Annotated in this window: 11 protein-coding genes; 5 read left to right on the top strand and 6 right to left on the bottom strand. The window is 61.7% G+C overall.

What is annotated here, in order from left to right; genetic code table 11:
* Nucleotides 1-60: 60 nt before the first annotated feature.
* Together coaD and DBR46_RS14655 are read left to right on the top strand one after the other, a co-directional pair.
* On the top strand, nt 61-540 hold the full coding sequence (gene coaD / locus DBR46_RS14650) for a pantetheine-phosphate adenylyltransferase (RefSeq protein WP_003176711.1): 480 nt from the start codon (nt 61-63) through the stop codon (nt 538-540).
* Between the two features lie 216 nt (nt 541-756).
* Nucleotides 757-1,008: a YfhL family 4Fe-4S dicluster ferredoxin gene (locus DBR46_RS14655; RefSeq protein ID WP_124526778.1), complete on the top strand. Its 252-nt coding sequence runs from the start codon at nt 757-759 to the stop codon at nt 1,006-1,008.
* A 133-nt stretch (nt 1,009-1,141) separates the two neighbouring features.
* Here DBR46_RS14655 and mutM read toward each other — a convergent pair whose 3' ends face one another.
* Nucleotides 1,142-1,954: a bifunctional DNA-formamidopyrimidine glycosylase/DNA-(apurinic or apyrimidinic site) lyase gene (gene mutM, locus DBR46_RS14660; protein WP_124526779.1), complete on the bottom strand. Its 813-nt coding sequence runs from the start codon at nt 1,952-1,954 to the stop codon at nt 1,142-1,144.
* Nucleotides 1,955-1,976: 22 nt separating this feature from the next.
* Nucleotides 1,977-2,789 carry an HDOD domain-containing protein gene (locus DBR46_RS14665; protein ID WP_177414073.1) on the bottom strand — a complete coding sequence of 271 codons (813 nt, stop codon included), beginning with the start codon at nt 2,787-2,789 and terminating at the stop codon, nt 1,977-1,979.
* Nucleotides 2,790-3,119: 330 nt separating this feature from the next.
* Here DBR46_RS14665 and DBR46_RS14675 point away from each other — a divergent pair, with 330 nt between their 5' ends.
* Both DBR46_RS14675 and DBR46_RS14680 read left to right on the top strand, forming a co-directional pair.
* Nucleotides 3,120-4,316 carry a class I SAM-dependent rRNA methyltransferase gene (locus DBR46_RS14675; protein ID WP_017734765.1) on the top strand — a complete coding sequence of 399 codons (1,197 nt, stop codon included), beginning with the start codon at nt 3,120-3,122 and terminating at the stop codon, nt 4,314-4,316.
* A gap of 148 nt (nt 4,317-4,464) precedes the next feature.
* Complete coding sequence (locus DBR46_RS14680; RefSeq protein WP_124526782.1) at nt 4,465-5,640, top strand: MFS transporter; 1,176 nt, start codon at nt 4,465-4,467, stop codon at nt 5,638-5,640.
* Here DBR46_RS14680 and DBR46_RS14685 read toward each other — a convergent pair.
* A complete protein-coding gene (locus DBR46_RS14685; RefSeq protein WP_124526783.1) occupies nt 5,615-7,348 on the bottom strand; it encodes a DUF4153 domain-containing protein in 1,734 nt (577 codons plus the stop codon). The two genes, DBR46_RS14680 and DBR46_RS14685, sit on opposite strands and share 26 nt — an antisense overlap.
* A gap of 277 nt (nt 7,349-7,625) precedes the next feature.
* Between DBR46_RS14685 and ilvD the strand changes: the two genes are divergently transcribed.
* On the top strand, nt 7,626-9,467 hold the full coding sequence (gene ilvD, locus DBR46_RS14690) for a dihydroxy-acid dehydratase (RefSeq protein WP_124526784.1): 1,842 nt from the start codon (nt 7,626-7,628) through the stop codon (nt 9,465-9,467).
* 222 nt (nt 9,468-9,689) lie between these two features.
* On the opposite strand, the gene DBR46_RS14695 is transcribed toward ilvD, so the two are convergent.
* The 3 genes from DBR46_RS14695 to DBR46_RS14705 form a co-directional block, all read right to left on the bottom strand.
* On the bottom strand, nt 9,690-12,131 hold the full coding sequence (locus DBR46_RS14695; RefSeq protein WP_124526785.1) for a TonB-dependent siderophore receptor: 2,442 nt from the start codon (nt 12,129-12,131) through the stop codon (nt 9,690-9,692).
* A gap of 133 nt (nt 12,132-12,264) precedes the next feature.
* Complete coding sequence (locus DBR46_RS14700; protein ID WP_124526786.1) at nt 12,265-13,212, bottom strand: FecR family protein; 948 nt, start codon at nt 13,210-13,212, stop codon at nt 12,265-12,267.
* On the bottom strand, nt 13,209-13,742 hold the full coding sequence (locus DBR46_RS14705; RefSeq protein ID WP_124526787.1) for an RNA polymerase sigma factor: 534 nt from the start codon (nt 13,740-13,742) through the stop codon (nt 13,209-13,211). The genes DBR46_RS14700 and DBR46_RS14705 overlap by 4 nt, the downstream gene beginning before the upstream one ends.
* Nucleotides 13,743-13,749: the final 7 nt, after the last annotated feature.

Raw genomic sequence — 13,749 nt, forward strand, 5'->3', positions numbered from 1 at the left:
GCCGACCGGGATGGCTGCGATACCATCCGGTTCCCCAACGGACTCCGCCAGGACGACGCGATGAACCGAGTGTTGTACCCAGGTACCTTCGACCCGATTACCAAAGGCCATGGCGATCTGGTCGAACGCGCCTCGCGCTTGTTCGACCATGTGATCATCGCGGTCGCAGCCAGCCCCAAGAAAAACCCGCTGTTTCCCCTGGAACAGCGCGTGGAACTGGCGCGCGAGGTCACCAAGCACCTGCCCAACGTGGAAGTGGTGGGTTTTTCCACGCTGCTTGCGCACTTCGCCAAAGAGCAGAACGCCAATGTGTTCCTGCGCGGCCTGCGCGCGGTGTCGGACTTCGAATACGAATTCCAGCTGGCCAACATGAACCGCCAACTGGCGCCGGACGTGGAAAGCCTGTTCCTCACGCCGTCGGAACGTTATTCGTTCATTTCCTCGACGTTGGTCCGTGAAATCGCCGCTTTGGGCGGAGATATCACCAAGTTCGTCCACCCCGCCGTGGCTGATGCGCTGACGTTGCGCTTCAAGAAGTAAGACTCACTGTGGCGAGGGAGCTTGCTCCCGCTGGAGTGCGCAGCGCTCCCAAGATTTTGGGGCCGCTTCGCAGCCCAGCGGGAGCAAGCTCCCTCGCCACAGGGACTGCGCTCGTCGCTAGGGTTTGCCACAGGCTCGCACTGCGGGCGCCAATGCGGCACAATTGCGCGCATTAGTTTTCAGATGCCCTGGCTGACAGCCCTGGCAGGAGTTTCCATGTCCCTGATCATCACCGACGATTGCATCAATTGCGACGTCTGCGAACCCGAGTGCCCGAACGCTGCCATTTCCCAAGGTGAAGAGATCTACGTGATCGACCCGAACCTGTGCACGCAGTGTGTCGGCCACTATGACGAACCTCAGTGCCAGCAGGTCTGCCCGGTGGATTGCATTCCGTTGGATGGGGCTCATCCGGAGACGGAAGAGCAGTTGATGGACAAGTACCGCAAGATTACCGGTAAGGCCTGAGGTTCTTTAGCGCCTGCCAGGGCCTCTTCGCGAGCAAGCCCGCTCCCACAGTTGACCGAGTTCCAACATGGGAATGCGGTCGAATGTGGGAGCGGGCTTGCTCGCGAAGGCGTCATCAGCCATCACCTAGCAATCAGCTCTGGCACCTAGGGCAAAACACACTCGCCCGCTGCCCCAGCATCACATTGCGCAACTCCGTCCCACAGACCTTGCACGCCTCGTTCCCCCGGCCATAAACAAACAGCTCCTGCTGGAAATACCCCGGCTGCCCATCCCCACCGATAAAGTCGCGCAATGTCGTACCGCCCCGCTCGATCGCGGCGGCCAGGATGCGCTTGATCTCGATCGCCAGCTTCAAATAGCGCCCACGGGAAATACCGCCCGCCTCACGCCGCGGGTCGATCCCCGCCGCAAACAGCGCTTCCGTCGCATAGATATTGCCCACGCCCACCACCACCGCGTTGTCCATGATGAAAGGCTTCACCGCCATCGAACGGCCACGGGACAGTTTGAACAGGCGCTCGCCATCAAACAGGTCGGTCAACGGCTCGGGCCCCAGGCGCAGCAGCAGTTCGTGGTTGTGCGGGTCCTGGCTCCAGAGCATGGCGCCAAAACGCCGTGGGTCGGTATAGCGCAGGGCCAGGCCGGATTCGAGTTCGATATCCACATGCTCATGCTTGAGCGCCGGCAGCCCGACTTCCACCAGCCGCAGGTTGCCTGACATGCCCAAATGGCTGATCAGCGTGCCCACTTCGGCGTTGATCAACAGGTACTTGGCCCGCCGCTCCACCAACACGATGCGCTGCCCGGACAGGCGCACATCAAGGTCTTCCGGGATCGGCCAGCGCAGGCGCCGCTCGCGCACGATCACGCGGCTGACGCGCTGGCCTTCCAGGTGCGGCGCAATCCCGCGCCGGGTGGTTTCGACTTCGGGCAACTCGGGCATAGGTACCTCGTAAACGGAAGGGTCAGTGCGCGCCCAGTTCGCGGATCGACAACTTCATGCTTTCGAAGTCGTAGTCCGACAGGCCCACGTAGTCCAGCACCAGATGGCTGATGGCATTCCACTCGTGATCCACCGCCTGGTTACCCAGCACGCGGTAGGACGAGCAGATGTGCTCGGCCATCTTGAGGATTGCCAGCAGGTTTTTCAGCTGCGGATTGCGCGACGATTCATCGCTGAAAATCGCCAGGGCGTTGTGGTGGTTGGCTATGGCGTCGGTCACATGCTGCGGCAGGCGCCAGGACTTGGCGGTGTAGTAGCCGACCACGGCATGGTTGGTGTTGAACGCGTTGTTCTCGGTATCCACCACGCGGCAGTCCGGGCCGGCGCTGGCATAGGCCTCTTCGAGCACCGCCATGTAATTGGGGAAACGCTTGAGCATCAGCGGCACGCCGCAATCGTGGAACAGGCCGAGGGCGTAGGCTTCGTCCACCGCCTGGGCGCCGGTGCGCTTGGCCAGGGTCAGGCAGGTCATGGCCACGTCCTGGGCGGTGTCCCAGAAGCGGTTGAGGGTGACGATGGTGTCGTCGCTCATCTCGCCCTTGATCGACAGCGCGTTGATCAGGTTGATGACCGAACGGCTGCCCAGCAGGTTCACGGCGCGCTGGATCGAGGCGATCTTGTTGCTCAGGCCGAAGTACGACGAGTTGACGACCTTCAGCAATGCGCCGGACAGGCCCGGGTCCTGGGCGATCAGCCGGGCGATCACTTCCAGGTCCGGGTCAGGCATGTACTGCTCCATCTGCAGATCTACCATGATCTGCGGCTGGGGCGGCACACTGATGCCTTGCAGGGCCTGTTGGATCTGTTCGGCGGATAGCTCTTGGGACATAAGTACTTACTCTGGACTAGGCGGGGATTCTAACCTCTATGGGAACCTGACCGACACCTCAAAAACCTGAACGGAAACCCGATCAAAGGGGGGAGCTGGCTTGTGTGGGAGCGGGCTTGCTCGCGAATGCGGTGGGTCAGCTTGCATATGTATTGACTGACCCACCGCGTTCGCGAGCAAGCCCGCTCCCACACAAGCCCGCCCCCACATGTCCGGCGGCACCGCCAATTCCTACACAACACGGTATACTCCCGCTCTTTTTTCCGGAGCGACGTCATGTCCCTGCCAAGCCTGCGTCTCAAAGCCAACGCCGATCGTCGTTTGCGCAACGGCCACCTGTGGGTCTACAGCAACGAAATCGACGTGGCCGCCACCCCACTTCACGGCTTCCAGGCAGGCGACCAGGCTATCCTGGAAGCGGCCGGCGGCAAGACCCTGGGCATCGTGGCCATGAGCCCGAACAACCTGATCTGCGCGCGCCTGCTGTCGCGCGACATCAAGTTGCCGCTGGACAAGTCGCTGCTGGTGCACCGCATCAACGTCGCCCTGTCCCTGCGTGACCGCCTGTTCGACAAGCCGTTCTACCGCCTGGTCTACGGCGACTCCGACCTGTTGCCAGGCCTGGTGGTTGACCGTTTCGGCGACATCCTCGTGGTGCAGATCGCTTCGGCGACCATGGAAGCCCATAAAGCAGACGTGATCGCCGCACTGACCCAAGTGCTCAAGCCAAGCGGCATTCTGTTCAAGAACGACTCCGCCGCCCGCGACGCCGAAGGCCTCAACCGCTACGTCGAAACCGTGTTCGGCCTGGTGCCAGAGTGGGTGGCGCTGGAAGAAAACGGCGTGAAATTCGAAGCCCCGGTGATTCAGGGCCAGAAAACCGGCTGGTTCTACGACCACCGCATGAACCGTGCGCGCCTGGCTCCGTATGCCAAAGGCAAACGCGTGCTCGACCTGTACAGCTACATCGGCGGCTGGGGCGTGCAAGCCGCGGCCTTTGGCGCCAGTGAAGTGTTCTGCGTCGACGCCTCCGCCTTCGCCCTCGACGGCGTGGAGCGCAACGCCGCGCTGAACGGTGTTGCCGAGAAGATGACCTGCATCGAAGGCGACGTGTTTGAAGCGTTGAAAGAACTGAAAGCCAGCGAAGAACGCTTCGACGTGATCGTCGCCGACCCACCGGCCTTCATCAAACGCAAAAAAGACATGAAGAACGGCGAAGGCGCCTACCGTCGCCTGAACGAGCAAGCCATGCGCCTGCTCAGCAAGGACGGCATCCTGGTCAGCGCTTCGTGCTCCATGCATTTGCCGGAAGACGACCTGCAAAACATCCTGCTGACCAGCGCCCGCCACCTGGACCGCAATATCCAGATGCTGGAACGTGGCGGCCAGGGCCCGGACCATCCGGTGCACCCGGCGATTGCCGAGACGCGCTACATCAAGAGCATTACGTGCCGCCTGCTGCCTAACAGCTAAGTAGAGTTAGAACGCAGATCAAAATGTGGGAGCGGGCCCGCTCCCACATTGTTTTGCGGCGCACGGAAGATCTCCTCACGGTTTTGATTGAATTCCATTTTCCGCAGACTAGTATCGGTTTCTGGTTCAACTCCGGAAAACAAAAACAATGTCTGGGCCCACCCTCTCGCGCTTCATCCTCATCACCTGCATCTCCCTGATCAGCTTCTTCCCGATCAATATCCTGCTGCCCTCCTTCCCCGCCCTGTCCGCCCATTTCGATACACCCACCGCCGACGTCGCGCTGTCCATCAGCCTGTTCACCCTGGTCTTTGCGATCTCCCAACTGGTCGCCGGCCCGCTGTCGGACAAATGGGAACGCAAGGAAGTGCTGATCGGCTGCATCAGCCTGTCGATCCTCGGCGCCATCGGTTGCGCACTGGCGCCGGATTACCTGAGCTTCCTGCTGTTTCGCTGTGTCCAGGCCATGGGCTGTGGATTTTTCGTGCTGGGCCACGCGTTGGTGGAGGACCTGTTCGATGAACAAGACCGTGCCCGCGTACGCCTGTACTACATGACCTTGAGCGGCTCGTTTGTCGCGCTGTCACCGCTGATCGGCTCCTGGCTGCAAACCACCTTCGACTGGCAAGGCAGCTTCTATGGGTTCGCGCTGATGGCCCTGGGCATGTTGATCCACGCGGCCTGCATCCTGCCGTCCAAGTCTGCCAGCCCGCACCGTGCCGCCGTTTCCATCATCGGCACGCTGAAAGCCGTCGGCAAAAACCGTGATTTCCTACGTTACTGGTGGATTGCCGCGCTGGTGTTCGCCTGCTACTTCGCGCTGATCAGCGTGACACCGCTGATCTTCATGGACACGCTGCAGCTCTCCGAATACCAATACGCGCTGGTGCTGATGGTGTACGGCGTGGCCTACCTGCTCGGCGGCGTCGCGGCGTCGTATTTGCAGAAGCGCATCACGCTGTCCCGGCAGATCAACATCGGCCTCGGCTTGCTGAGCATTGCCGGGTTACTGCTGACATTGATGGTCAGCCTGCACGCCATCACCACGGTGACCTTGCTGATCCCGATGCTGATCAGCGCGCTGGCCGTGACCCTGGTGCGACCCGCAGCCATTTCCGCAGCGATGCTGTTGTTTTCCAGCAGCGCCGGCACGGCGGCGTCGGCGGGCAACAGCATCATGTTCCTCACCGCCGCCGTCAGCAGCGCGGCGCTGGCCCAGGCGGGCGAACATCTGCTGCTGACCATCGCCCTCAGTTTTATCGTACTCAGCCTCTGGGGGCTGCTGACCAACCGGCAGACTACGGCTCACGCACTACCGGCGTGAGCAGCATGTCACTGGTCTGCAATTGCCGATAACGCGGCTTGACCAGCTCGATCCGGCCTATGCGGATGTCGTGGATCAGCGTCTCGGTGTCCACATAACCGTCCGGCAGTTGCGTCCAGACCAACGGGCCGCGATCGTCCCATTTGCCCTTCTCGTCCAGGGCAAAGATGCGCGGTGGCTTGAAGTCGTGGCGGTAGCCGGTGTTCGGAATCGCCAGCACTTCGGACTGGCCGTCCAGGTCGAGATCCACCGCCCACAACACACAGTTGGACTCGCACGGTGAGTCGGTATCCAGGCTCAGTTCGGCAAACTGTTCGCTGCCCTTGGGCTTGGGGCCGATCCATTCCAGTTCGGCCTTGGGCCGCTGGGCGCGCTCCTTGGCGTATTGCTCGCTGAAACTCAGCGCCGTGTCGTCCATCCGTTCACGCAAGACGCGACGGGAGTCCGCGTCGAGAATGCGCTCTTTATCCAGATCCTCCTGCAACCGGGCGTAAGCCTCCTCGCCGGCCTTCTCCAGGCCAAAACGCAGGTAGCGCGCGTCAAAGGCCTCAGCCTTGGTGCGTCCGTCGAGCAAGCGTTGCACCTGATCATTCACACTGATCTGTACCGGGTTGAGCAGTGGCGTGTTGATCAACACCACCAGCGCACAAAACAGCAACGCCAGTGCCGGGTTGGTCACGCGCAAGTTGCCCAGCCACACAGGCTTACGCAGCACCACCGCCCACACCGCCGCCAGGCCATACAAACCACACAGCAACGCCGCCGCCAGCGCGATGAAACGTTGCGGCGACAAGGCATATTGCTCGACCCGCAGCCAGCTCGAATAAAACGCCAGCGCCGCAAGGACCGGCAGGCACAACAGGCTCAACTCGATAAACCGCGTCAGCCACTGGGGATAGGGCCGCGGCTGCCGGCCATCCTGGAACACCCCATTGAGCAGGAACAACTGTGCACCGGCCAACACCAGCAAAATCGGCGTGGAGTAGCCCGTGGCCCAGATCCGCCCGAGCCCGGTAAACGGCAGGGCCAGGGTAAACAGCACACTGATCAGCGCGATCAACGGCAGCAGCAAACCGCAGGCGCTAAGCAGCATGCTGCGCATCTGGCCGATGACCTTCTCGCTGCGCGCCGCCAAATACATGCCGAGTGCGAACACCAGCGGCAGGGCGAAACACAGGAACAACTCACTCCAGAAGTGCCGCTCGAAAAACTCGATGCCCAGCATCAGGAACAGGCGGCTCCACAGCTTGAGCAACGCCATGAACAGCCCCACCAGGATCAGCGCGTAGAGCACGATAAACACGCTGTTCCAGGCTTGCTGGAACAGGTCTTCATAGCGCCAGCGCTGGCCTTTGGCCGAGGGCCAGGCAAACAGGAAACTGGCGCAGACGTAGCTCAGCACCACCACGCTGATAAACCACGAGTTGATCGCCCAACGCTTGTCGCCGATATGCTCGACGCCATAACACACCCACAGCGTCATGCCGCCCATCAGCAGGGTGAACACCAGCGTCGGCAACAGCGAACGCCAGTGTCGGACTTTTTCCCCGAGCAACTGCAACGTGGTGCCGCCTACCAGGACCAGGGTGTAGGTGACAAAAAACAGCGCTTCGTTTACGCGATAAAGCTGGTCGGAGTAATAGAAGGCGATTCCCTGGACCAGGCCGATCAGCAGATAGAACCCAAGAAAACGATTGAGACCGGGCATTCCAGTTCCTTTGGAGTGGGGAGGGACAAAAAAGGCCGCCAGTCTAAACAAAGCCGCAGGCCCTGTATTGCCCCGTTCCCTCCAGCCGCCAGCGGTGTAGAATCGGCCCTATTCATCGCCAGTCATCCCCCGGCGGGTTTATGAGCTCGAGGCCCAAGCAAGCGGCGATCCCGCGACGCGAGTGGCAACTTCCGGACACACGGCCATTTTTCGGGTGTTCCAGACGTCAATAGAAGCTCACTCCCTTTTGATACCGATTAGCCGCCCGGAGTGCTCCATGCCAGATTACCGCTCGAAAACATCCACCCACGGCCGCAACATGGCCGGCGCCCGCGCACTGTGGCGTGCCACGGGGATGAAGGATGACGACTTCAAGAAGCCGATCATCGCGATTGCCAACTCGTTCACCCAATTCGTACCGGGCCACGTCCACCTCAAGGACCTGGGCCAACTGGTCGCCCGCGAAATCGAACGCGCTGGCGGTGTAGCCAAGGAATTCAACACCATCGCCGTGGACGACGGCATCGCCATGGGCCATGACGGCATGCTGTATTCCCTGCCGAGCCGCGAGATCATCGCCGACTCCGTGGAATACATGGTCAACGCCCACTGCGCCGACGCCATCGTCTGCATCTCCAACTGCGACAAGATCACCCCCGGCATGCTGATGGCCTCCCTGCGCCTGAACATCCCGGTGATCTTCGTGTCCGGCGGCCCGATGGAAGCCGGCAAGACCAAACTGGCCTCCCACGGCCTCGACCTGGTGGACGCCATGGTCATCGCCGCCGATTCCAGCGCTTCTGACGAGAAAGTCGCGGAATACGAGCGCAGCGCGTGCCCAACCTGCGGTTCGTGCTCCGGCATGTTCACCGCCAACTCGATGAACTGCCTGGTGGAAGCCCTGGGTCTGGCCTTGCCGGGCAACGGTTCCACCCTCGCCACCCACAGCGACCGCGAGCAGCTGTTCCTGCAGGCCGGCCGCACCATCGTCGAGCTGTGCAAGCGTTACTACACCGAGAACGATGAGTCCGTGTTGCCGCGCAACATCGCCAACTTCAAGGCGTTCGAAAACGCCATGACCCTGGATATCGCCATGGGCGGTTCCACCAACACCATCCTGCACTTGCTGGCTGCGGCCCAGGAAGCCGAGATCGATTTCGACCTGCGCGACATCGACCGCCTGTCCCGCAACGTGCCGCAACTGTGCAAAGTCGCGCCAAACATCCAGAAGTACCACATGGAAGACGTGCACCGCGCCGGCGGGATCTTCTCGATCCTCGGCTCCCTGGCCCGTGGCGGCCTGCTGCACACCGACCTGCCAACCGTGCACAGCAAGACCCTCGCTGAAGGCATCGCCAAATGGGACATCACCCAGACTGACGACGAAGCCGTGCATCATTTCTTCAAGGCAGGCCCGGCCGGCATCCCGACGCAAACCGCGTTCAGCCAGTCGACCCGTTGGGACACCCTGGACGACGACCGTGAAAACGGCTGCATCCGCAGTGTCGAGCACGCCTACTCGCAAGAAGGCGGCCTGGCCGTGCTGTACGGCAACATCGCCCTCGACGGCTGTGTGGTGAAAACCGCCGGTGTGGATGAATCCATCCACGTCTTCGAAGGCCGCGCCAAGATCTACGAAAGCCAGGACAGCTCGGTTCGCGGCATCCTCGCCGACGAAGTGAAAGAAGGCGACATCGTGATCATCCGCTACGAAGGCCCGAAAGGCGGCCCGGGTATGCAGGAGATGCTCTACCCGACGTCGTACCTGAAGTCCAAGGGCCTGGGCAAAGCCTGCGCCTTGCTCACCGACGGCCGTTTCTCCGGCGGCACCTCGGGCCTGTCCATCGGCCACGCTTCGCCAGAAGCCGCTGCCGGCGGCGCGATTGGCCTGGTGCAAGATGGCGACAAGGTGCTGATCGACATTCCAAACCGTTCGATCAACCTGTTGATCAGCGACGAAGAACTGGCCGCGCGCCGGGTCGAGCAGGACAAGAAGGGTTGGAAGCCGGTGGAAAAGCGTCCGCGCAAAGTCACCACCGCGCTGAAGGCCTACGCCCTGCTGGCCACCAGTGCCGACAAGGGTGCTGTGCGTAACAAGGCGATGCTTGACGGCCTGTAAGCCCCGCCCATAAAAAATGCCCCGCCAAGTGCGGGGCATTTTTTTTCCCGATACAAATCCTCCAGAACACTGGAGATCAAAATGTGGGAGCGGGCTTGTGTGGGAGCGGGCTTGCTCGCGAATGCGGTACATCAGTCATGCATGTGTTGACTGACACTCCGCCTTCGCGAGCAAGCCCGCTCCCACACAAGCCAGCTCCCACAGGGGTTGTGGTGTAAGGCTTTAGAACTGCGGTGTGTAGGTCATGGTGAACATCACATTACGCGGGTCGCCATAGTAGTTACTGCCCCAATTCGCGTTATACGCCGGGATGTAATACTTCTTGTCGAACATATTGTTCAGGTTCGCCGCCACGGTGAATTCCTGGTTGATCTTGTACGCCACCCGCGAATCCCACAGCGCATTGCCCGGCACGCTGAACGTGCGGTCGTAGGCCTCGGTGCTGCTTTGCGCGGTCACGCCGGCGCCGACGCTGAATTTCTGCCAGTCACCCGGCAACTGGTAATCACCCCAGACCTTGAGCAAATGCTTGGGCGTCCAAGTGCTGAAGATCTTGCCTTCGTAGTCGTCGTCCTTGAGGAATTTGGTGGTGTTGTAGGTGTAGCTGGAATTGAGCTGCAACCCCGGCAGTACTTCGCCGCTCAACGTGGCTTCAAAACCCTGGCTGCGGACTTTGCCCGAGGCCACCGAGCAGTACCAACCGTTGCAGTTCATCGGCCCTTGCAGGTCCTGGGCGGCGCGGTTTTCCTGGTCGTAGCGGAAGATCGCAAACGAGGTGTTGAGGCGGCCATCGGCCAATTCGCCCTTGATCCCCAGCTCATAGTTCTTGCCTTCGATGGGCTTGAGGATCGCGTGGGACGTGGTTTGGTTGGTCTGTGGTTCAAACGCGTCGGCGTAGCTGGCGTAGGCCGACCATTGTTCATTCAGTTCATAGACCAGGCCGGTGTACGGCGTGACCTTGCCGTTGGTTTGGGTGGTGCTGGCTTCAGGCGCGCCATAAGTCCCCTTGATACCGCTCTGGCCGATATAGGAGAAGTCATACCAGCTGGTGCGCGCGCCGACGATCAGGGTCAACGGGTCCAGCAGCTTCACGCGCCAGGTGCCATAGATGCCTTTCTGGCGAACGTCATACCAGCTCTTGGACCCCCAACCGTCCCTGAACAGTTGGTATTTGTCGCGCTGCGGACGGTTGTGGTCGATGTTGAAGATATCCGCACCCGGCGTTGCCGCCCGCGCCCACAGGTCGTCGGTGGTGAGTTTGGAATAGTTGGCGCCCAGGATCATTTCCTGCTGGAAACCCAGGCCGTCGAACTTGCCATCGACGTACACATCTGCGCCGCGGCTCTTGGTGTTGAAGTCGGTGACCCAATCGATATAACGCACGCTGCCGCCGCCGTTGGGGATTGTGTCCCACGTCGCCTGGTAGGTTGCGTCGTTGTGCTCGTCCATGGCCACCAACGCGGCCTTCACCTTCCAATCATCGTTGAAGCGATGCTCCAAGTCAGCGAAGACTTGGGTCTGGTTGTTGACGTTGCGGTTCCAGCTGGCGCCGACAAAGGTCGAGCGCGGCAGGCCGATGTCGCTGCCGTCAGCGTAACGCGGCAACGACATGAAGTTAGGGCGCGAATGGCCTTTCTGGTTGCTGATGCCAACCCCGACGGTGGTGTCTGCCGTGAAGTCGTAGTCCACCGCCGCGTAGACCGTCTGATTCCAGCCGCCGGCGTAGTCGACAAAGGAGTTGGTGGTGTCGTAATCCGCCACAAAGCGGCCGCGCAAGGTGCCTTCGGCATTCATCGGGCCGCCGACGTCGACTTGAGTGCCGTAGTGGTCCCACGAACCGGCCTTGGCGGTGATGGTCACCGTGGGCGCCTGCTGGCCGCGTTTGCGCACCAGGTTCATGGTGCCGCCGGGGCTGTTGGCGCCTTGCAGCAACGCGGCCGGGCCACGCAGGGTTTCGACGCGGTCGTAGATCGCCATGTTTTCGGTGAGGTAACTGCCCAGGGTGTAGGTGTTACGCGGGATGCCGACGCCATCGTATTGCAGGGTGCCGATCTCGAAACCCCGGGAGAAGATAAACATGCCGGGACCGGGGGATTTGGTCGCCGTCAGGCCGGGGGTGCGCTTGACCACTTCGGACAGTTTGGTGGTGTTCTGGTCATCCATTTGCTTGCGGGTCATGACGCTGACCGATTGCGGGATGTCCTTGAGTTTCTGCTCGCCCTTGCCCAGGGTCACCGCGCCGGTGGTGTAGGAACCCGTACCTTCAGTGGTAGCCCCGAGGCGTTCGGCGCTGATAGTGGTGGCGCCGACTTCAAGGGCACCGCCGCTGGCCACGGGTTTTTCCAGGGTCACGGTATCGGCATTGATAAACGCCGCGTTCAACCCTGTGCCGCCCAACAGCAAGCCAAGGGCCTCGCGTTGGCCCAAGTTGCCGCGCACACCTGGGGATGTCACACCTTGGGTCAACTCACCGGACACCAACACCTGAATCCGCGTCACCGCCGAAAACGCCGCCAACGCGCCGTCCAGGCTTTGCCCTGGGATATCGAAGCGGTAAGTCTGGGCCTGGGTGGTCTCAGCGGCCTGCAAGTACAGCGGTGCAATGCCGCTGGCCATGGAAATGGCCAGTGCCAGCAAGGGCCGTGCGGCGTATCGGTGTGCCATGGATGGTGCTCCCCGGTGCAAAAAAAGTCGGTGATCGGCGCCGCACTACTTGAGAGTGCTTACTATTTACGCCTCAGTGATCAAGGACGATGCCCTGTGGGAAAACCCTGAAAATATTTTGAGAAAGTTGCACTCAGGACGCTTTGCCTTCGCGCAACACCAGTAAATACGGGGTGTAATGCTCGGCGCGCAGGTTGAGGGTGTATTCCAGCGCCTTGATCACCGCGTCGGGCTTGTCGATTTCAAACACGCCGGAGACCACGCGATTGCGCAGCGCATCGCCGAGCACCAGGGTCTTGCCAGGCCAGTAGCGGTTCAACTCGCTGACCACCTCCGACAGCGGTTGCTGGCGGAATACCAACTGCCGCTGGCGCCAGGCAAAACCGCTGGCCGGGTCGAAGCCGTGGACTTCGGCAAGGTGCTGACCCTGATACTCCACCGCCCGCCCTGGCTCCAGATACACCGCCGTGCCGCTACCCGCACTGACCTGCACCTTGCCCTGGGCCACTTGCACCCGCGTCTGCGCATCGCGCCGCGCCACGCTGAACTGGGTGCCGACCACCTTGACCCAGCCATCACCGGACTGCACCACGAAGGGCCGAGCCGGATCTTTGGTCACGCTGAAAAAACCTTCGCCCCTCAGCAGACGAATCTGACGCTCACCGCCGCTCATGCGCACTTGAATCGCGCTGTCGGTGTTGAGTTGCAGCTGGGAGCCATCGGCCAATTCCACCGTGCGCGACTCGCCGGTGCCGGTGGCGTAGTCCGCGCGCAGGCGGTCGAGCCAGGGCGTGTTTTGCACGGTCAGCCCAACCGCCAGCAACACAGCGGCGGCACAGGCCCAACGTCGCAGCGGTTTGCGCCAGGCGGCCTGTTCGGCGCGGCGGATCACCCGGGCCGGCTCACGCAGGCCGCCGAGCAGCGCCTGCACTTCCTGCCAGGCGTCATCCTGGGCCGGACCTTGCCCGAGCCAAGCGGCGAAGGCGTCCATTTCAGCCGGTGTCACGTCCTCGGCCTGTAGGCGGAAATACCAGCCGGACGCCTGTTCAAACAGCGCGTCGGCAGTGGGTGTGGCGGTCATGTCCGACGTCCTTGTGCATCGCAGGCAAGCCGCGTCTTGATGTACGCGCGGCATTCAATCAAGGCGCGACGCAATTGGTATTCCACACTGCGCGGGGTGATCGACAGACGTTCACCAATCTCGCGGTAGGAAAGTTCGTCGACATGATAGAGCAGGAAGATCTGCCGAGTCGCTTCGGGCAAGGCCAGGATCGCGTCCTGCATCAGTTGTTCCTGTTGGTAGGCGGCCAGTTGTTCGTCGGCACCGGGGTTGCTGCACGGCAGTTCTTCGCTGGGCTCGCCGGCGTCCAGGCGCTCACGGCGGATGGCCTGGCGCTGGTGATCGCGCACCAGGTTGCTGGCGATGGTGAAGAGAAAGGCTGGGAGGTTGTCGATCTTCTCGCCGGAGTCCAGGCGCGCCAGGCGCAGGAAGGATTCCTGGGTCAGGTCCGCGGCCACCTGGGCACTGCCGGTACGGCGGGTGACGAAGGCTTCGAGGGCTTTCTTCTGCTCCGCGAACAGGCGCGCGATCTGCGAATTCCAGGAGAGCACGGCACTA

The organism is Pseudomonas sp. KBW05 (assembly GCF_003852405.1).
Classification (GTDB): Bacteria; Pseudomonadota; Gammaproteobacteria; order Pseudomonadales; family Pseudomonadaceae; genus Aquipseudomonas.